This is a genomic window from Pseudomonas sp. LP_7_YM, from assembly GCF_004364435.1.
GTDB lineage: Bacteria > Pseudomonadota > Gammaproteobacteria > Pseudomonadales > Pseudomonadaceae > Aquipseudomonas.
The window spans coordinates 25406-44303 of record NZ_SOCT01000014.1; the positions used below are offsets into that span (position 1 = coordinate 25406).

Consider the following 18898-nt stretch of genomic DNA (forward strand, 5'->3'; position numbering starts at 1 on the left):
TCGGAAAACTACGACGGTGGCGAAAGCGGTGTCAGCAAGTCCGCCTTCGCCACCGTCGTAACCTCCCACGGACTCAGCACTTTGCCAATGGCACAATCTGCGTAAGCCCACACAGGGTCAGCACTTTTGCAGTTGGCCTAATCTGCGCAAGCTCCCACTGGGGTCAGTGGCGCTGCATCTTCAAACAACAAACCCCGGCAGGCCGGGGTTTGTGTTTAATGCCGATCAGCAATCAATCGACAGTCGACTGACCTGCGGGCAAGGATTCCTTGCTGCGCCAGTGCGGCAGCGAATTCCAGTAGCGCTCGCCCTTGGCGTCGTCGTACATGCCTTCCCAACGCGAGATGACCAATACCGCCAAGGCATTGCCGATGACGTTCAGGGCGGTGCGCGCCATGTCCATGATGCGGTCGACGCCAGCGATGAATGCCAGTCCTTCCAGCGGAATACCGACACTGCCCAGCGTCGCCAGCAGCACCACGAACGATACGCCAGGAACACCCGCGATGCCTTTGGAGGTCACCATCAAGGTCAGCACCAGCATGATCTGCTGGCCGATGGACAAGTCGATGCCGTACAGCTGAGCAATGAACAGCGCGGCAATACTCTGATACAGCGTCGAGCCGTCAAGGTTGAACGAGTACCCGGTCGGCACCACGAAGCTGCTGATGGCCTTTGGCGCGCCATAGGCCTCCATCTTCTCGATCACGCGGGGCAACACGGTCTCGGAGCTTGCGGTGGAGTAGGCCAGCACCAGTTCATCCTTGAAGATGCGCATCAGCTTGGTCACCGAGAAACCGAAGAGACGAGCAATCAGGCCCAGTACGACGAAGGCAAAGAACGCGATGGCGACGTAAACCAGAATCACCAGTTTGGCCAGCGGCAGCAATGACGCGAAGCCGAAGTTGGCCACGGTCACCGCAATCAACGCGAACACCCCGATCGGCGCGTAGTTCATGATCATGTGCGTGACTTTGAACATGGTCTCCGACACGCCCTGGAAGACCTTGACCAGCGGCTCGCGTACCTCGGCACTCAGACTGGACAGACCCAGACCGAAGAATACCGAGAAGAAGATGATCGGCAGCATGTCGCCCCGCGCAACGGCGGCGAAGATGTTCGACGGGATCAGATTGAGGATCGTGGCGATGAACGCGTGATCGTGCTGCACTTCAGCAGTGGTCTTCTCATATTGCGAGATATCCACCGTGCCCAGCGTGCTCATGTCGATGCCGGTGCCCGGGTGGAACACGTTGGCCAGCAAAAGGCCGACGACGATGGCAATGGTTGTGACGACCTCAAAGTAAAGAATGGTCTTCAGGCCGATGCGGCCGAGCTTCTTCGCGTCGCCCACCCCCGCGATGCCCACTACCAGAGACGAGATCACGATAGGGATGACGATCATCTTGATCAGGCGAATGAAGATGTCACCTGCCGGTTGCAGGATGTTGCTGATCCACCAGGCCTTGTCAGCGCTGAAGTGATTGAGAACCGCTCCCAGTGCGACCCCCAAAACCAGACCGATCAGAATCTGCCAGGCGAGGCTGAGTTTTGCCTTCTTCATGTCTTTAACCTTGTTGTAGTTGGCATGGACATTTCTCACCGACGCGTTCGACATCGCTCTGATAAGCATGGTCAATGCGCGGATACCCTGGATCTGTCCAGAAGGTCTCTGCAAACGAGCGTCCGAGCTCTCGGCAGGCGGAAAAAGGGCGCAACTATTCCCATCCAGACCTTCAACGTCTAATGCCGTAAATGCCTACCTCATGCCAAATCGGCATGAGGCAAATCAAAGACTTCGATTAAATTGCCACGAAACGTAACATTCGCGCGAATAAATATATGCTGAGGAGTGGCTAAAACGTCGCCTATGGCGAGGAGGAGAAGGCTGAGAGGACGCAAGTGACAAAATGGTCACATAACGCCAAACCGTCATTCGAAAAGTGGGTTTCTCGATATACGGTCGAAAAGGGGGATGGGGTGCATAGCTCGCTTGCGCATCGCAAGCCCAAGTCTGATGCCTGTATGAGAGGCGATGTGACGATGGGCTTGCGTTACGGCTGCCTGACCCGGCCCACGAATGGGAGTACTCCCTGTACACCTGGCGCGCTGCAACCACTCCTTTGATCAGAACACGCCAGCCCCTTGGTCACGCGCAACCCTCCTCGAGCTGCGCGACTTCAGGAAAACCCAATGAAATTCGGTCTTCCGTCATTTGAATCAGTACCAGTTAGGATCTTTCTTTAGTTGTTCTTTCAGAAGGCCTTGCATGCCTTCGTCAGGATTACCAAGGAAGCGATAGTCTGCGTGGCGCGTCGGCGATTTGTCCGTCGGCAAGCCTGCAGGCACTTCAACCAACATGGCATACGCATGGGCTTTGTTCAGGCTGAACGCGACGATGAGCCGTTTGTTGATGCACGTGTCCTGGGTTTCGCAAAGAGGCCCTACCAGGTATTTGTCACCATCCTCGGTCACCGCATTCATCTGCTCCGACGAGCCGGACAGATTGATCACCCAATCGGGCAAGCGCTCTTCTTTCTTGACCACTGCCGACCAAGTCTGGCGATACTCCGGATCGGAACTCAATAACTCGCTGACCCGCGACTGTCCGTCGTTCGCTGCCATCACAGAGGCGCTGGCGCTCGTCAAGAGCGCCAGGGTCAGGGCATAAAAATGCTTGCCAACCATGATGTTCAGCCTCGACCGCGACGACCGAAGAAGAACGACACGACGAACATTACCAGGAAGACGACAAAGAGAATCTTGGCGATACCTGTGGCGGTGCCTGCGATACCACCGAAGCCTAGAACTGCTGCGACGATAGCGATGATCAGAAATGTAATAGCCCAGCTCAACATGGTGACTCTCCTTACTGTTTTTTAATTTTTAACTACAGCCACGTGTCGAATTCGACCCCTTGGCGTAGATCGCGTCTCTGCCATCACCCGATGCTCAGAAAACCCAACTCTGCTGATGCGGTGCCTGCTCAACGGCATCGGTTGCGTCTTCAACCGGTTGTAGACTCAAACCGACATCCGTGGCCTTCAACGCGCTTGCCTTGGCAAAAGTTGCGGAATGGCTGTAGATGCGCTGAATGTGCGTAATCTGCCTGCTTTGATTCCAGTGAGCGAACTGCTGAACGACGATCAGCGTGATCATCAACGCCAGACTCGCGAACAAACCTTGCTGCAAATGCAGAGGAGAGATACGCAGTGCAGCAAGACGTTGAGTGTTCATTCAGCAAGCTCCGGGCAATCTTGTCGGTCGACGGTTCAGACCGTTGTTACCTCAGATGTTGCAGCCTGTGTGCCAGGTTTTTTATTGGAGAAAAACCTTTAATAATCAATAGGTTAACCTGAACCGAAAGATGAGTCTTACACGCAAGCTGCACGATTGAGCGTTTGGCACCGTGCGTATTGCACGAAGGGAGATGAACAGCTGTCGCGGGCGCCGCGCATACCGCAGACGTAAAGGTCCTCACACAGGACCCTTAACATCAGGAGGTGTAGCTCTATCTGTTCGTCACCCTGCGCTTCGGGTCATGACTCGCAAAGCATCGGCATCCACGCCTTTTACGCCTCGAATATTCCGAGCGATTTCCACCGCCAGTTCCTTCTCGGCGTAATTGGCGACAACGCCATCGAGGCTAACGACCCCGCTCTTGGTTTCGACTTTTATATTCAGGCCGTCAAGATTACGGCTGTAGATAAGACAGGATTTGACCTTGCTGGTAATCCAGGCATCGCTGAACTCCTCACGCACACTGTCCGCTTGCGCCGCGTTCTGCTCCTTGATGGTCTGAGTGTCGCGAGCGCTGAGGCTGATCAGGTTATTGACGTCAGTCACGCCATCGGTATTGCTCGCCAGGCTGCCGGCCAGCTGCTTGGCCTGGGCGTCTTTCGCCTGGCCCTTCAACGTCACTACGCCGCGCGCAGCGGTTACATCGATGTTCAGACCTTCGGTAACGCTGTTCCAGAGCAATTTGGATTTGATGGTCGCGATGAGCGTTGCGTCGTCGAATCGCTGCGCCATATTGGGCTTGGTGCCGGGTTCGGTAGCGACTTGAGGGTCAATCTGCAACTGGTTATCGACCTTGGTGATGCCTTGGATATCACCGGCGATTTGTGTCGCCAGATCCTTGTCGACCTCATTTTCCACCGTGCCGTTAAGCGTGGCCGTACCTTGCTCGACCTTCACGCCAATGTTGAATGGACTCAAATGGCGATTGAGCGCGAATGCTGTCCATATCGAACCTTCCTGGCGCGCCTGGGCCAACTGCGTCTGTAAATCCCCCTCGGCCGCCTGAGCAACAACGGGCGTTAACCCCAACAGACCAGCGGTGGCTACAGCCAGAGTGATTTTCTTCAGCGGGTGCATGGCAAGTCTCCAGACAGTTACAAAAGGACTACTGCAGAGACTTTTCATTTGTTCGGATGTTCTGTCTGGCCGGCACTTTCTGAAAGCTGTTTTCAATCCCCATGCCAGGCAGATGTTAGAAGAAAAAGGCACAGATCAAGGAGTTACCTGATTTTTTCTCAGACAGGTACCATGCAACTCGCCGAATCAATCAGAATGGACCATGCAACTTGCCCGATTTTTCCGGGACTAACCAAGATCATTCATTTAGGAGCGTAGGAAAAATGGAAGCAGCCACTGAGAATCAGGGCCGTATTCTGCTTGTGGACGATGAGTCCGCCATCCTTCGCACCTTCCGTTATTGCCTGGAAGATGAAGGCTACAACGTCGCCACGGCCAACAGCGCTGCGCAGGCTGAAGCGTTGCTGCAACGGCAGGTGTTCGACGTTTGCTTTCTGGATCTGCGTCTTGGGGAAGACAACGGTCTGGACGTGTTGGCGCAGATGCGCATTCAAGCACCCTGGATGCGCGTGGTTATCGTCACCGCGCACTCGGCGGTCGACACCGCAGTAGACGCCATTCAGGCGGGCGCCGCTGACTATCTGGTCAAACCGTGCAGTCCCGACCAATTGCGTCTGGCAACCGCCAAACAGCTGGAAGTCCGTCAACTGTCGGCGCGCCTCGAAGCACTGGAAGGCGAAGTACGCAAGCCCAAGGACGGCCTCGATTCCCACAGCCCGTCGATGATGGCGATTCTGGAGACGGCACGTCAGGTGGCCAACACCGATGCCAATATTCTGATCCTTGGCGAATCAGGCACCGGTAAAGGCGAGCTTGCCCGGGCCATTCACGGCTGGAGCAAGCGTGCGAAAAAAGCCTGCGTCACCATCAACTGCCCGTCGCTGACGGCGGAATTGATGGAAAGCGAGCTGTTCGGCCACAGTCGCGGCGCGTTCACCGGTGCCAGCGAAAGTACCCTTGGCCGGGTCAATCAGGCCGATGGCGGTACTTTGTTTCTCGACGAAATCGGTGATTTCCCGCTGACCTTGCAGCCCAAGCTGCTGCGCTTTATCCAGGACAAGGAATATGAGCGCGTCGGGGATCCGGTGACGCGCCGCGCTGACGTGCGCATCCTGGCAGCCACCAATCTGAATCTGGAAGACATGGTCCGTGACGGGCGCTTTCGCGAAGATCTGCTTTATCGTCTGAACGTCATCACGCTGCATTTGCCACCGTTGCGCGAACGCGGCGAGGACATCCTGACCTTGGCAGATCGTTTCCTGGCCCGCTTCGTCAAAGAGTATGGCCGTCCCGCCCGGGGCTTCAGCGAAGAGGCACGTAGCGCGCTGATCAACTACCGCTGGCCTGGCAACATTCGAGAACTGCGTAACGTCGTCGAACGGGCGAGCATTATCTGCCCGCAGGAAAAAGTCGAAGTCAGCCATCTGGGAATGGGCGAGCAGCCGACCAACAACGCCCCGCGCGTAGGCGCGGCGCTGAGTCTGGACGAACTGGAAAAAGCCCACATCGGGGCGGTGCTCGCCACCAGTGACACCCTCGATCAGGCCGCACGAACGTTGGGCATCGATGCCTCGACGTTGTACCGCAAACGCAAGCAGTACAACCTGTGACAGGACGCCCATGAAGCTCGCGATGAAGTTGCACACCCGACTGTTCCTCAGCATCTCGGCGCTGATAACGGTTGCGTTGCTGGGCCTGCTACTGGGGCTGGTCAGCGTCATGCAGATGGCCAAATCGCAGGAGGACTTGATCCGCCACAACTTCATCACGCTCGATATTGGCCTCAAACTTCGGCAGAACCTGGGTGACCAGTTGGTGATGCTGCTCAGGGACAAGCCCGATGAGGCCGCGCTGAAACAACATCAGGAAGAGTTTCATACGCTGCTCGACAAGGGCATTGATCATGACCAGCAAACCAATACCCCCAGCGGCTTTGAAAAGGCGCGGGCGGATTACGAGCAGTTCCTCGACTCCCTCAAAGCAACGAACGATTCCGCCGACGCGATAAACGACGATAAAGCCGTTATCTCATCCTTCAACTCACTGCGTAACGGGTTGCTCGACGCCCATCGTCAGGCGCTGGAGAACATCAGCCACGCCGAAAGCGCTTCGCGCAGCCGTGCGCTCTGGGTTGCCGCGCTGCTGGGGCTGGTCGGGCTCGCCGTGCTGGCAATCGGCTTTGTAACGGCTCACGGCATCGCCCGGCGCTTTGGCGCGCCGATCGAAGCATTGGCAAAGGCTGCTGATAATATCGGGCGCGGCAATTTTGAGGTCACACTGCCGATTTCCTCCGCTACCGAGATGAATCAGCTGACCCGCCGCTTCGGCATCATGGCTGAGGCTCTGCGTCAGCATCAGGTGACCAACGTCGATGAGCTGCTCGCCGGTCAGCAGCGCCTGCAAGCAGTGCTCGACAGCATCGACGATGGTCTTCTGATGATCGACCGCCAAGGGCGGCTGGAGCACTTAAACCCTGTTGCGCAGCGGCAGCTGGGCTGGGAAGAAGGGCGGCTGGGTCAAGGACTCGGCGAGGCCTTGCAGCGTCCGGAACTGGATGAGCAGCTTTATCTGGTCTTGCGTGGCGGGACTCTGGAGCGCGCTCCGGAAGACTTGTCTATCGAGATCGACGGCGAAACCCGCCTGTTGACCTACAGCCTGACGCCCGTCAGCCATACCAAAGGTCATATTCTGGGTGCGGTGATGGTGCTGCATGACGTCACCGAGCAACGCGCTTTCGAACGGGTCCGTAGCGAATTCGTCTTGCGCGCTTCTCACGAGCTGCGTACGCCAGTGACGGGCATGCACATGGCTTTCGGCCTGTTGCAGGAGCGTTTGCACTTCCCTCCGGAGTCCCGCGAAACGGACCTGCTGCAGACCGTTAACGAAGAAATGCAGCGCCTGATGCAGTTGATTAACGACCTGCTGAACTTCTCCCGCTATCAGAACGGTCTGCAGAAACTGACCCTCGCGCCGTGCGACGTCAACGACCTGCTGCACGAAGCGCGTGAGCGTTTTGCCGAGTCGGCACAAGAGCAGGAGGTAACGGTGCTGCTGGAGATGCAGGAGCCACTGCCACGCCTGCAAGCGGACAAGACTCAACTGGAACGCGTGCTGGATAACCTGCTGGACAACGCCATACGCCATACCCCTCGGTCCGGGCTCATTCGACTGCAGGCGCGTCGACATGGCGAGCGGTTGATCATCAGCGTTGAAGACAACGGCGAAGGCATTGCCTACGGCCAGCAGGCGCGGATTTTCGAACCCTTTGTCCAGGTCGGCCGCAAGAAAGGCGGCGCGGGTCTGGGATTGGCCTTATGCAAAGAGATCGTGCAACTGCACGGCGGGCGCATGGGCGTGTATTCAAGACCGGGACAGGGCACCCAGTTCTACATGGCGTTGCCGTTGTAAAAGGCCGCATAGGGAGGCTGCAGACCTATTTCAGGCCTGCTCAGGCTACATCCTCGGCCCTTCGCCCTGCGGTGCGCCGTCCGCCTGTAACAAGTTCGGTGAATTTCGCAGCGGTCAGCGGTCGGGCGAAGAGCCAGCCCTGGCCGTAGATAACACCCTCGCTTTTTAGCAACAAGGCTTGAGATTCGAATTCGATGCCCTCGGCGATCACCTTTAATTGCAGCGCGTGGGCCATGCGAATGATGTGCGGCGCCACACCGCTGCTGGCCGCGTCATGCCCCAGCGCATCGATGAAGGCCTTATCGATCTTCAGACAGTCCACCGGCAGCGTCTGCAGATACGCCAGACTGCAATAACCCGTCCCGAAATCGTCGATCAACACCTGATGCCCTCTGTCACGCAAGGCCTGCAGGTGGTTGCGCGCGACGATGACGTCAACCATCCCGCGCTCGGTCACTTCAAAGGCAATCTGCCGAGGCGCTACGCGATGCAAGGCGAGCAGTTTCGCGGTGACACGGCCGATGCGCGGCGCCATCACATCGCAGGCCGCGAGATTGACCGAAACATACAGATGCGGATTGGCGCGCAGCAAGTGACCTAGCTGCTCCAGCAACTGCTGCAGGACGAAATCGGTAATTTGCCGAATCTGGCCGGTGTTCTCGGCGAGCGGAATGAACAGGTCAGGGCTGGTCAGCGTACCGTCGGGCCGGCGCCAGCGAACCAGAGCCTCAGCGCCCACGCACAAGCGGGTATTGAGGTCAAAAATGGGTTGATACAGCACCTTCAGCTCACCCCGACGCAGGGCGCCTTGCAGTTCGCCACCCAGCGACTGCCGCTGACGAACAAGTTGCAGCACCAGCAGACCTATACAGAACGACACCAGGACACTGGCCGGGAGCAGCAGCCACCAGGCGCCCGTGATTTTCTGCTGCAAGCCACTGCGCGGCGTAATCAGCACCAACTGATATTCCGGGCTCTGTGTAGGCATCCGGTAAATCAGCTTGTCCTGCGTGGTCATCAGCGTTTCTGCGGATGTCAGGGTCCAGTCTCGCGTCGGGGGCCAGGTTTGCGTCGGGCCCAGGACCGGCACCGCCTTCCTGCCTTGATCCAGCACCACCACCAGGCTCCCGCCCGGCGGCAAGTCCACCACATCGGTGAGATGACCACGGGAAGTCGACACGCGGAAGTCGCCGCGCCCGAGCACTAGGGACGCGAGGTTGTCATCGGGTTGAGTCGAGGTGTTGAGCCAATAATCGTAAATCGGCCCACGGATGTCCGGCGCTCGCGGCTCGCCGATCATGCTTCGACGCTGCAGTGTCCAGCTGGAGCAGGACGGTGGGGCGCCCAAGTAGGCGGCTTCATAAATGAAGCGATAACGCGAGTTGACCTGGCGCAACTGCTCAATCATCTGTGGGCTGCAGCCGCGCAACGGCTGCGCTTCAAGCTGGTCAAGACCGGCACGCAACTGGTTGAACAGCTGCTCCAGACGCACTAGAAACCGCTCACCCTGAGCATTCATCTGGGCACTTTCTTCCTGCCGCGCCTGATGCATCGCCAACCCGAAACTACCAGCCAGCAGTACGACGATACTGAGCACCATCGCCAGCAGAGCCAAGAGCGAAGGGCGATAAAGAACTGAGCGCAGCTGCGATGGAGCCGTGAACATGGACCAATATCCAGGTGAATGCCAATGAGGTATAGCAATAAGCGCGAACATAGCCCGTCAAAAAATACGACTAAGGATAATTCAGTGCTTGCGGTTGAGTACCTGAAGAATAGCTGCGCTCTGTACATCGGGCTCGCCGTCGAATTTCTGTGCGCGATAGTGCATCTGGAATGCCGCCAGAACATGCCGCGTGGCGATGTCCCACTCACCCGTTTGCGGCGTCGAATAACCCAGAAGCGCCAGTTGCTGCTGAAACCACGTTGCACTGAGCACTATGCCCATCATTTGCGACTGCTGCTGTACAACCTGGCGCTCGTCCGGCCAGATACCCAACCCTTCCTGCGCCAACCGCTTCCAAGGGAAAAGCGGACCCGGATCGAGCTTGCGCAACGGAGCAATATCGCTATGACCGATTACGTGGCGTGGGTCGAGCTTGTTACGTTTGACGATATCTTTGAGCAGCGTAATCAGCGCCTTGATCTGCGCCTCGCTGTAGGGATACCAGAGCCGGCCGGTCGGCGTATCGTGGTATCCCGGGTTAACGATCTCGATACCGATGCTGCTGGAGTTGAGCCAAGTGCGCCCCTCCCACTCGCTGTCCCCGGCGTGCCAGGCGCGCTGGGATTCATCCACGAGTTTGTAAATGGTTGCCGGACCGTCACCAATCAAATAATGCGAGCTCACTTCGCCGTGGGTAAGCAACGCCAAGGAGCGCTCAAGGGACGCCGAGGTGTAATGCACCACCACGAACTGCGCGCGGCTGTCGTAATTGACGGAAGGGTGGCTGGTATCCAGCGCAGGTCCGCTGGAACAGGCTGTCAGCAAAAGGATGAGGCAAAGCGCGTAGTAAGGCTTCATAAGCGGCAGAATACATAGCTAAATAATGCAACAGTGTAACGTAGTGCCAGCGTGGCGCTCAAAATTACCACCCGATCTGGTTACACGTTACAACCGTCACTAACCCTGCTCGATGCGATTGCGGCCTTCGTGCTTGGCGCGATAAAGGGCCTGGTCTGCACGCTTGAGTACAAGATCGCTATGCTCACCGGGCTTAAAGGTGGTCATACCCATCGACACCGTAATCGTCACCCGCTCACCCTTGAAGTGAAACGGGCATTGCTCGATGGTTTGGCGCACGCGCTCGAGCAGCGCAATACCGTCGTCGCTCTGAGTGTGGGGTAGCAACACAACAAACTCTTCTCCGCCAAAACGGGCGATGAAGTCAGAAGCACGCAGGTGTTTTTTCAACTGGGTGGCAACGATCTTCAGCACCTTGTCCCCCGCCAGATGACCATAGCCGTCGTTGATGCGCTTAAAGTGATCCAGATCGAGTATTCCCAGCAACAGGCTGGATCGGTGTTTGTGCAGTTGCCCGACTTCGTACTCCAGCCGCTCGTTCCAGGCCGCACGGTTGGGTAGCCCGGTGAGCGTGTCGATCAAGGCTTTTTGCCGTTGCTCTTCAAGGTGCGCGTGGATGCCTATCGCCTCCTGCTCCATGGTTGCCACACGGCTAGCGAGGGCCTGGAGCCGGGACGCAACTTCGTGCTCGCGCTCGTCACGCTGCTTCTGATGGGCGTCCATGGTCCCAAGCAAACTTTCAAGACGCGTTTCCAGCACTGTCTTGAGGCTGCTGAGGTCAGCCGCTTCCTGCACACTGCTCTGCAAATCCCCTACGTATTCGCGGAGTTGATCGTTCAGCTCTCGCGACGCAGTCTGCTGACCGGCGTGATCGTCACTGGCGGCCTGCAGGTTGGCCTGAAAGGACACCAAGCGCTCGTTCAACTGCTTGAGGTACAGCTCGAACTCGTGTTGGCCACTATCGGTGATCGCCAGCATAAGCACGGCAAGATCGTCGAGAATCGGCAGCAGTTCGTACCAGTTCAGACCATTTTCAAGCCTGACGCGCATGGCTTCTGCTTGCGGACGGTGATGCTCCGGGAGGGCCAGTTCGTTGAGCAGCCCCAACAGGGTGTCTTCGATATGTACGGCAACCGAGCTGTAGCTCGGCTCGGGGGAAGAGGGCAGAGCGTAAGGACCCTCGTCATCGCTTTCGTCCCCGGCGAGATCGGGGTCAGGTTCGGGCTCGACTGTTGCTTCCTCGTCGGGACCGCCGCCATTCGGCTCTTGATCGGCCTCATTTGCTACTGCTTCGGCATGCTCCTTTGGCCGCTGTTCCCTCACCTCGACCGCTTCATTGGGGACAGGGCTTTGGTCTGTTTGTCCTACGGACAGGGTCTCAGGCTCGGCAGGCGCAACCTCTTTTGGGTGTTCTTGCGCGATAGCGCCCACAACGGAGTCGACACGTTCAACCGAGTCTGACTCCACTTCGATTGCGGGCTCGCTGGCTTCAGTGTCAGCTTCGGTTGCGGGTGTCGGAACCACGGGGGCAGGCGGCTCCGGCGCCATCGTTGGCTCAGAAGCTTCAACAGCCGGCGCTGTGCTGGCGGTAGGCTCGTCGACACTACCAGCGATTGCAGCAGGTGGCGCCTCGTTGGTCCACTGCGCGGCCTGTGCCTTTGGCTCGCTTGGCGCTTCACCCTCCACTGGCGCAGGCGTCAGTATCTCAGGCGTCAGCGCTCTTGCATCCGGGAGGTCAGATACAGATGCGCTCACCTCCTGAACGGCTTCCCGGCCGCCAAACAAGCGCTGCAGTAAACCTGGACGAGCGGCTCCTTGCACGTGTTCAAGCCGAGACAGCGCCTCGCCTTGAAGCCCGCTCAGTTCGCTGAGCAGCAGCGGCAACTCACGGGCCTGATTGACGCGCTCTTCGAGGCCCTTGGCGAAGCGCTTGAGTGGCTTGGTGACTTCTTTGGGCAGTGGCAGCGATTGCAACTGCGTCACCAGCGCCGTCAGCGCCGTCCCCATCTGCTCGGCGCGCTGCTCTCGACGCTGTTCGGACTCCAGCACCGCCTTTTCCAGCCGCGGGATCAGCGCAGCGAGACCTGCGTCCATGTCGTCCTTGCGAACGACCTCGCGCATTTCCTTCATGCATTGATCGACGGCCCTGTCGGCTCCCTCTGCCGCCAGGCTGCTGCGCACCAGACCGCGCCGCAGCAAGTCCAGGCGGGCATTCCAGCGCTCTTCAAGCTTGTCCTGCTGCTCGATGCTCTTGAAGTACTTTTCTTTCCAGCGTTCGACTTCGTCGCTCATTCCTAAAGCTCACGAGGAGATGTGCTTATTATCGGCAGGGAGTCACTCATTAATGAGGCCGGCAAGCGAATCTCCACCGCAACCGGCAGGTGGTCGGAAATAGGCAGGGCCAGCACCTGCACTTTTTCAAGCGTCAGGGTGGGGCTCAGAAGAATATGATCCAGGCAACGCTGCGGGCGCCAACTGGGGAATGTCGCCTCGATCTGTGGCGCAAGCAGGCCCAGATCACGCAGAGGGGAGTTTTCCAGCAAATCGGCTGCATGGGTGTTCATGTCTCCCATCAGCACCTGATGCTTGTAGCCACCGATCAACTCACGGATATAGGCGAGCTGCCGGGTTCGAGCACGGGCGCCTAACGCCAGATGCATGACCACCACCACCAACGCATCCTCGCCTTCGCCGAAGCGCACAAGGATTGCGCCGCGACCTGAAGGGCCTGGCAAGGGGTGATCTTCGATGTCCCAGGGACGCAGACGGCTAAGCACACCATTGCTGTGCTGAGCGAAACGCCCCAGGTTGCGATTGAGTTGCTGATACCAGTACGGGAAGGCGCCAAGCTGGGCAAGGTGCTCGACCTGGTTGACGTAGTTCGACCTGAGGCTGCCGCCATCGGCCTCCTGCAATGCAACCAGATCATAGTCGTTGAGCAGGGTGCCGATCTTTTGCAGATTACCGGCCCGGCCGTTGTGAGGCAGCAGATGCTGCCAGCCACGGGTCAGGTAGTGCCGGTAACGCTCGGTGCTATTACCCACTTGAATATTGAAGCTGAGTAACCGGAGTCGGCCATCGGCCGGTAATCCGGTTTCCTGCAGATGCCGCTCGTTGACCTTGGGGATGTGTCGGGCAACGGTGCGTTCAGTACCCCAGCGCCTCATGATCGGCGCTTACTTGGCAGTCAGCGTGGCGCGTTCTTTGGCGATCAACTGATCGGCCACCTCCAGCGTTTGCTCAGGACTACCAGCGGTGCCGAGATCGAACCGGTATTTGCCGTTGACGATCATGGTTGGAACGCCACTGATTTCATACTTCTTGGCCAGTTCCTTGTACTGAGCGACCTTGCCCTTCACAGCGAAAGAATCATAGGTTTCGAGAAACTTGGTCTTGTCGACACCCTGGGTTGCCACGAAATCAGCCATGTCGTTCTTGTCAGTCAGACGCTTGCCGCCTTTCTGAATGGCATCGAACACGGCGGTGTGGACCTTGTGCTCCACGTCCATGGTATCCAGAGTGATGAACAGCTGACCATGGGCATCCCAAGGGCCGCCGAACATGGCTGGAATACGGATGAAGTGAACATCGGCCGGGAGCTTCTCAATCCATGGGTTGATGGTCGGCTCGAATGCATAGCAGTGCGGGCAGCCGTACCAGAACATTTCGACGACTTCGATCTTGCCCGGTTCGGCGACCGGAACGGCGCTTTTGAGCTCGACATATTGCTTGCCGGCTTCGATCGGCTCTGCAGCCTGGGCGGTGAGACCGAACAGACTGGTGAACACCAGAGCGGCGCTGAGAATCAGATTACGCATGCTTAACTCCTGGGCTTGAAAGTCACCCCGATGGTCGAAGTTGGACCGATTGAGGTGATACGAGTTCGCAAGTGTAACGCTTGCGGGCACAAAAAAGGGCAGCCATTCACTACCCTTTTTAGCCCGCCCGAGCAAAAAGCATTCAGCCCTGGATCACCTGTGAATCAAGGCTTTAGGCCTTAATCCACGCTTAACGCAGACTCTGTATGTAAGCCGACAACGCGTCGATATCCTGGCTGCCAAGTCTGGAGGCGATCGTGCGCATGACCCTGGTGTCCTCATCGTTGGTTCGCTGTCCCTCGCGAAAAGCCTCGAGCTGTTTTTTCACGTAGTCCGCATGCTGACCACTCAGGCGCGGAAAGCCGGCAGCGGCGTTACCCGTCCCGTCAGGGGCATGGCAACCGGTACAGGAGGGCACGCCTTGATCGATCTTGCCGCCACGAAACAATGCCTCGCCTTTTGCAGCCAGTTCGGCATCAATGACGCCCACGGTGCCTTTCTGAGCGGAAAAGAAAGCGGTCATATCGGCCAGATCCTGCTCGCTCAGGTTGCTCAGCATGCCGGTCATTTCCAGAATCACGCGCTTGCCATCCCTGATCTCATGCAGTTGCTTGAGCAGATAGCGTTGGCCTTGTCCGGCCAGCTTCGGAAAAACAGGCGCTACGCTGTTACCATCCGGCCCGTGACAGGCGCCACACACTGCAATTTTCGCCTGCCCGGCGACAGGGTCCCCCACTGCCTCGGCGGCCGGCGCCGCGCTGGTGAATCCCAGGACCAAAACCAGACTCACCCATTGCTTGTTCATCGGCTAATCCAATATCCACTGTTGATATAAGGCCAGTCCGACTTCTGCGAACTCAATCCTGCGGGATGGGACGAAGCACACACGAAAATCCGCAGCATTATATACTTGCGGCCAGCGAACGGAAAACGACACCCCGTTGCCGCATGATTGCCGCAACGCCCTCACCGGATATCCCATGCAACTCAAAAACCCGATCCTCGGTTTGTGCCAACAAGCCAAGTTCATGCTCAGCGCTGCCAAAGTCGACCAATGCCCGGACGACGAAGGTTTTGAAGTGGCCTTTGCCGGCCGCTCCAACGCTGGTAAATCCAGTGCACTGAACACCCTGACCCACGCCAGCCTAGCGCGTACGTCGAAAACCCCCGGACGTACCCAACTGCTGAACTTCTTCGGCCTGGATGACGACCGCCGTCTGGTGGACCTGCCGGGTTATGGGTATGCGAAGGTGCCCATCCCGCTCAAGCAGCACTGGCAGCGCCACCTGGAAGCCTATCTGGGCAGCCGTGAGAGCCTCAAGGGTCTGATTCTGATGATGGACATCCGTCACCCGATGACCGACTTCGACCTGCTGATGCTCGATTGGGCCATCGCCAGCGGGATGCCGATGCATATTCTGCTGACCAAAGCCGACAAACTGACTTTCGGTGCAGCCAAGAACACGTTGCTCAAAGTCCAGTCGGAAATCCGCAAGGGCTGGGGCGATACCGTGACCATCCAGTTGTTCTCGGCGCCTAAACGCATGGGCCTGGAAGAGGCGTACACCGTGCTCGCCGACTGGATGGAACTGGAAGACAAGGCACCGGCAGCCTGAATTGCAGGCAAAAAAAACCCCGGACTTCATATGGGGAGGGGAAGTTCGGGGTCTAAGCCCAGACCTCTTAGGGAGGGGTCCGGATATCTGCCAACACTTAACACAACATAGGAGCATGAATGGCTACATCAGCCATTCGCAAACTCTGACCGAACCTGAGCCGGGGAAGTTCAAAATCCGCGGAAATTTAATGTCGGCAGGGCAGGTGGTTTTTGATTCCAGGCGCCGCCCGTAGCCGTGTGCTAGCCTGCGGCGGCGGTATCACCGCTCCCCGATTCGATTTCCGAGACACCGCTTTCGCGCCCCTGCAGCAGGGGCGCCAAGCGCTTAGTGCGCCTCATCCCAGTTGTTCCCTGCGCCTACTTCCACCAGCAGCGGCACGTCCAGATTCGCCGCACCGCTCATATGGACGCGGATGTCCTTGCTGATCTGTTCGACCAGATCCTCACGCACTTCCAGCACCAGTTCGTCGTGAACCTGGAGAATGACGCGAGCGTCCAGACCTGAAGTTTCCAGCCAACCGTTCACGGCTACCATCGCGCGCTTGATGATGTCAGCGGCAGTGCCTTGCATCGGCGCGTTGATCGCCATGCGCTCGGCGCCTTTGCGCAGCGCCTGGTTCTTGGCGTTGATATCCGGCAGGTACAGGCGTCGACCGAAAATGGTCTCGACATAGCCCCGCTCGGCCGCCTGAGTCCGGGTGCGCTCCATATACTCCAGCACGCCGGGATAGCGGGCGAAATAGCGATCGACATAAGCTTGGGACTGCTTGCGATCAACACCAATCTGCTTGGCCAGGCCAAACGCGCTCATGCCGTAAATCAAGCCGAAGTTGATCGCCTTGGCGCTGCGGCGCATGTCATGGGTCACCTCGGCCAGCTCGACACCGAATACTTCGCCCGCGGTTGCGCGGTGTACGTCCAGATCGTTGCGGAAGGCGTGCAGCAGCCCTTCATCTTTCGCCAGGTGCGCCATGATTCGCAGTTCGATCTGCGAGTAGTCCGCCGCCAGCAGCTTGTAGCCTTTCGGTGCGACGAATGCCTGTCGAATCCGACGACCTTCAGCGGTGCGGATAGGGATATTCTGCAGATTCGGATCACTGGAAGACAGGCGGCCGGTCACTGCCACTGCCTGGTGATACGAGGTGTGAATGCGCCCTGTACGCGGGTTGATCTGCTCAGGCAAGCGGTCGGTATACGTGCTTTTCAGTTTGCTCATCGAGCGGTACTGCATCAGCACCTTGGGCAGCGGAAATTCCTGCTCGGCAAGTTCGGCCAGCACCGCTTCAGCCGTGGAGGGCTGGCCGGTGGCGGTCTTGCTGATGATCGGCATGCCCAGCTTTTCGTAAAGGATCACGCCCAGCTGCTTGGGCGAGCCAAGGTTGAACTCTTCCCCCGCAATGGCAAACGCCTCACGCTCAAGCTCGGTCATCTTGTTGCCCAGCTCGACGCTCTGATTGCCCAGCAATCTGGCATCGACAAACGCGCCCTGGCGCTCGATACGCGCCAATACCGGCATCAACGGCATTTCGATGTCATTCAGCACAGGTTGCAGACTTGGAATATTGGCCAGCTTCTCCTGCAAGGTTTCGTGCAGACGCAGCGTCAGATCGACTTCCTCGGCGGCATAAATACCGGCCTGTTCCAGGGCGATCTGATCGAAGCTTAATTGCTTGGCGCCTTTGCCTGCGATCTCCTGGAAATTGACCGGGGTGTGGCTCAGGTATTTGGCGACCAGACTGTCCCGGTCGTGGCGCGTGGCTGTGGAGTCGAGTACGTAAGATTCGAGCATGGTGTCGAACTTGACGCCCTGCACAGCGATGCCCTGATTTTGATCCCCACCGATGGCGCAGTTGGCCAGCAAGTTGATCGCGAACTTGGCGTGCTGACCGACCTTGACCTTGCTGGCGTCCTCAAGCATCGGCTTGACCGCCTCAAGCACCGCATCACGGTCCAGTTGTTGAGGCACGCCCATGTAGGCGTGCGTCAGCGGGATATAGCAGGCTTCGTGGGTCTTGATGGCGAACGACAAGCCGACGATTTGTGCGCGCTGGGCGTCGGTGCCGTTGCTCTGCACCACGAACGCGAACAGCTTGGCGGCCTGGAGTTTTTGCAGCCAGTCGTCGAATTGGGTCTGCTCGAGAATCAACTCGTATTGGGCCTCGATGACAGGTGCAGGCTCTTCGACGGTAGCGATTTCAGCCCCTTCCTGCCTGGCCTCACGCTGTAGATCGGTGATCCAGCTCTTGAATTCAAGCTCGGTGTACAGCGCCAGCAAGGCTTCGCGATCCGGTTCGCCAAAGTGCAGGGCGTCCAGTTCGATGTCCAGCGGCACGTCGATCTTGATGGTCGCCAGCTGATAAGACAGGAATGCCATGTCTTTGTGCTCTTCCAGCTTGGCGGGCAGCGATTTGGCGCCACGCAATGCCAGGGTCGGCACTTTGTCGAGGTTGTCGTAAAGCTCTTTCAGGCCGCCATTGATGCCTACCAGCAGACCGGCGGCGGTTTTCTCACCCACACCGGGAACCCCGGGGATGTTATCGACCTTGTCACCCATCAACGCCAGGTAATCGATGATGTGCTCAGGACCGACGCCGAACTTTTCCTTCACACCGGCCACATCCAGCACGCTGCCGGTCATGGTGTTGACCAGGGTAATGTGGCCGTCGACCAACTGCGCCATGTCTTTGTCGCCCGTAGAGATGACCACCGGACGATCAGCGGCGGCGCTGCTGCGTGCCAGCGTGCCGATCACGTCATCGGCCTCGACGCCTTCAACGCACAGCAGCGGATAGCCCAGACCCCGAACGCAGTTGTGCAGGAAGTCGATCTGAACGCGCATGTCGTCGGGCATGCTCGGGCGATTGGCCTTGTACTCGGCGAACATCTCGTCGCGGAACGTGCCGCCCTTGGCATCGAAAACCACGGCAAACGGGCTGTCCGGGTACTGTTTGCGCAGGCTCTTGAGCATGTTCAGCACACCCTTGACCGCGCCGGTCGGCAGGCCTTTGGACGTGGTGAGTGGCGGTAGCGCGTGGAAGGCGCGGTACAGGTAAGAAGAACCGTCCACCAGGACGAGAGGCGCTTGACTCATGTGAGGGATCAACCTTTTCGGCGGGGTCGGCGCTAGAATGCGCGGACCGTTGACGACAAAGG

The 18898-nt window shown here is 58.2% G+C and carries 15 protein-coding genes; 3 read left to right on the forward strand and 12 right to left on the reverse strand.

Going from position 1 to position 18898, the window contains the following annotated elements; genetic code table 11:
* Window positions 1-232: 232 nt before the first annotated feature.
* From gltP to EC915_RS22080, 5 genes are all read right to left on the reverse strand, one after another.
* Window positions 233-1564, reverse strand: a complete 1332-nt coding sequence (gene gltP, locus EC915_RS22060; protein WP_133752627.1) for a glutamate/aspartate:proton symporter GltP — start codon at window positions 1562-1564, stop codon at window positions 233-235.
* A 656-nt stretch (window positions 1565-2220) separates the two neighbouring features.
* Window positions 2221-2688: an inhibitor of vertebrate lysozyme family protein gene (locus EC915_RS22065; protein ID WP_133752628.1), complete on the reverse strand. Its 468-nt coding sequence runs from the start codon at window positions 2686-2688 to the stop codon at window positions 2221-2223.
* A 5-nt stretch (window positions 2689-2693) separates the two neighbouring features.
* Entirely contained in the window at window positions 2694-2858 is a 165-nt protein-coding gene (locus EC915_RS22070) for a DUF1328 domain-containing protein (RefSeq protein WP_002555679.1), read from the reverse strand.
* 94 nt (window positions 2859-2952) lie between these two features.
* On the reverse strand, window positions 2953-3237 hold the full coding sequence (locus tag EC915_RS22075; protein WP_133752629.1) for a hypothetical protein: 285 nt from the start codon (window positions 3235-3237) through the stop codon (window positions 2953-2955).
* Between the two features lie 285 nt (window positions 3238-3522).
* Window positions 3523-4377 (reverse strand): BON domain-containing protein, encoded by an 855-nt coding sequence (locus tag EC915_RS22080; protein ID WP_133752630.1) that lies wholly within the window; start codon window positions 4375-4377, stop codon window positions 3523-3525.
* A 263-nt stretch (window positions 4378-4640) separates the two neighbouring features.
* Between EC915_RS22080 and algB the strand changes: the two genes are divergently transcribed.
* Both algB and EC915_RS22090 read left to right on the forward strand, forming a co-directional pair.
* Entirely contained in the window at window positions 4641-5987 is a 1347-nt protein-coding gene (gene algB / locus EC915_RS22085; protein ID WP_133752631.1) for a sigma-54-dependent response regulator transcription factor AlgB, read from the forward strand.
* Window positions 5988-5997: 10 nt separating this feature from the next.
* Window positions 5998-7785, forward strand: coding sequence for a KinB sensor domain-containing domain (locus EC915_RS22090; protein WP_133752632.1), 1788 nt, complete (start codon window positions 5998-6000; stop codon window positions 7783-7785).
* Between the two features lie 40 nt (window positions 7786-7825).
* On the opposite strand, the gene EC915_RS22095 is transcribed toward EC915_RS22090, so the two are convergent.
* The 6 genes from EC915_RS22095 to EC915_RS22120 form a co-directional block, all read right to left on the reverse strand.
* On the reverse strand, window positions 7826-9451 hold the full coding sequence (locus EC915_RS22095) for an EAL domain-containing protein (protein WP_133752633.1): 1626 nt from the start codon (window positions 9449-9451) through the stop codon (window positions 7826-7828).
* An 81-nt stretch (window positions 9452-9532) separates the two neighbouring features.
* Window positions 9533-10309, reverse strand: coding sequence for an N-acetylmuramoyl-L-alanine amidase (locus tag EC915_RS22100; protein ID WP_133752634.1), 777 nt, complete (start codon window positions 10307-10309; stop codon window positions 9533-9535).
* Between the two features lie 99 nt (window positions 10310-10408).
* A complete protein-coding gene (locus EC915_RS22105) occupies window positions 10409-12601 on the reverse strand; it encodes a diguanylate cyclase (protein WP_133752635.1) in 2193 nt (730 codons plus the stop codon).
* Between the two features lie 2 nt (window positions 12602-12603).
* On the reverse strand, window positions 12604-13479 hold the full coding sequence (locus EC915_RS22110) for an endonuclease/exonuclease/phosphatase family protein (RefSeq protein ID WP_372237945.1): 876 nt from the start codon (window positions 13477-13479) through the stop codon (window positions 12604-12606).
* A 6-nt stretch (window positions 13480-13485) separates the two neighbouring features.
* Window positions 13486-14127 (reverse strand): thiol:disulfide interchange protein DsbA/DsbL, encoded by a 642-nt coding sequence (locus tag EC915_RS22115; RefSeq protein WP_133752637.1) that lies wholly within the window; start codon window positions 14125-14127, stop codon window positions 13486-13488.
* Between the two features lie 190 nt (window positions 14128-14317).
* On the reverse strand, window positions 14318-14932 hold the full coding sequence (locus EC915_RS22120; RefSeq protein WP_133752638.1) for a cytochrome c: 615 nt from the start codon (window positions 14930-14932) through the stop codon (window positions 14318-14320).
* Window positions 14933-15107: 175 nt separating this feature from the next.
* Here EC915_RS22120 and yihA point away from each other — a divergent pair, with 175 nt between their 5' ends.
* On the forward strand, window positions 15108-15743 hold the full coding sequence (gene yihA, locus EC915_RS22125; protein ID WP_133752639.1) for a ribosome biogenesis GTP-binding protein YihA/YsxC: 636 nt from the start codon (window positions 15108-15110) through the stop codon (window positions 15741-15743).
* A gap of 327 nt (window positions 15744-16070) precedes the next feature.
* On the opposite strand, the gene polA is transcribed toward yihA, so the two are convergent.
* Window positions 16071-18836, reverse strand: coding sequence for a DNA polymerase I (gene polA / locus EC915_RS22130; protein ID WP_133752640.1), 2766 nt, complete (start codon window positions 18834-18836; stop codon window positions 16071-16073).
* Between the last annotated feature and the right edge of the window lie 62 nt (window positions 18837-18898).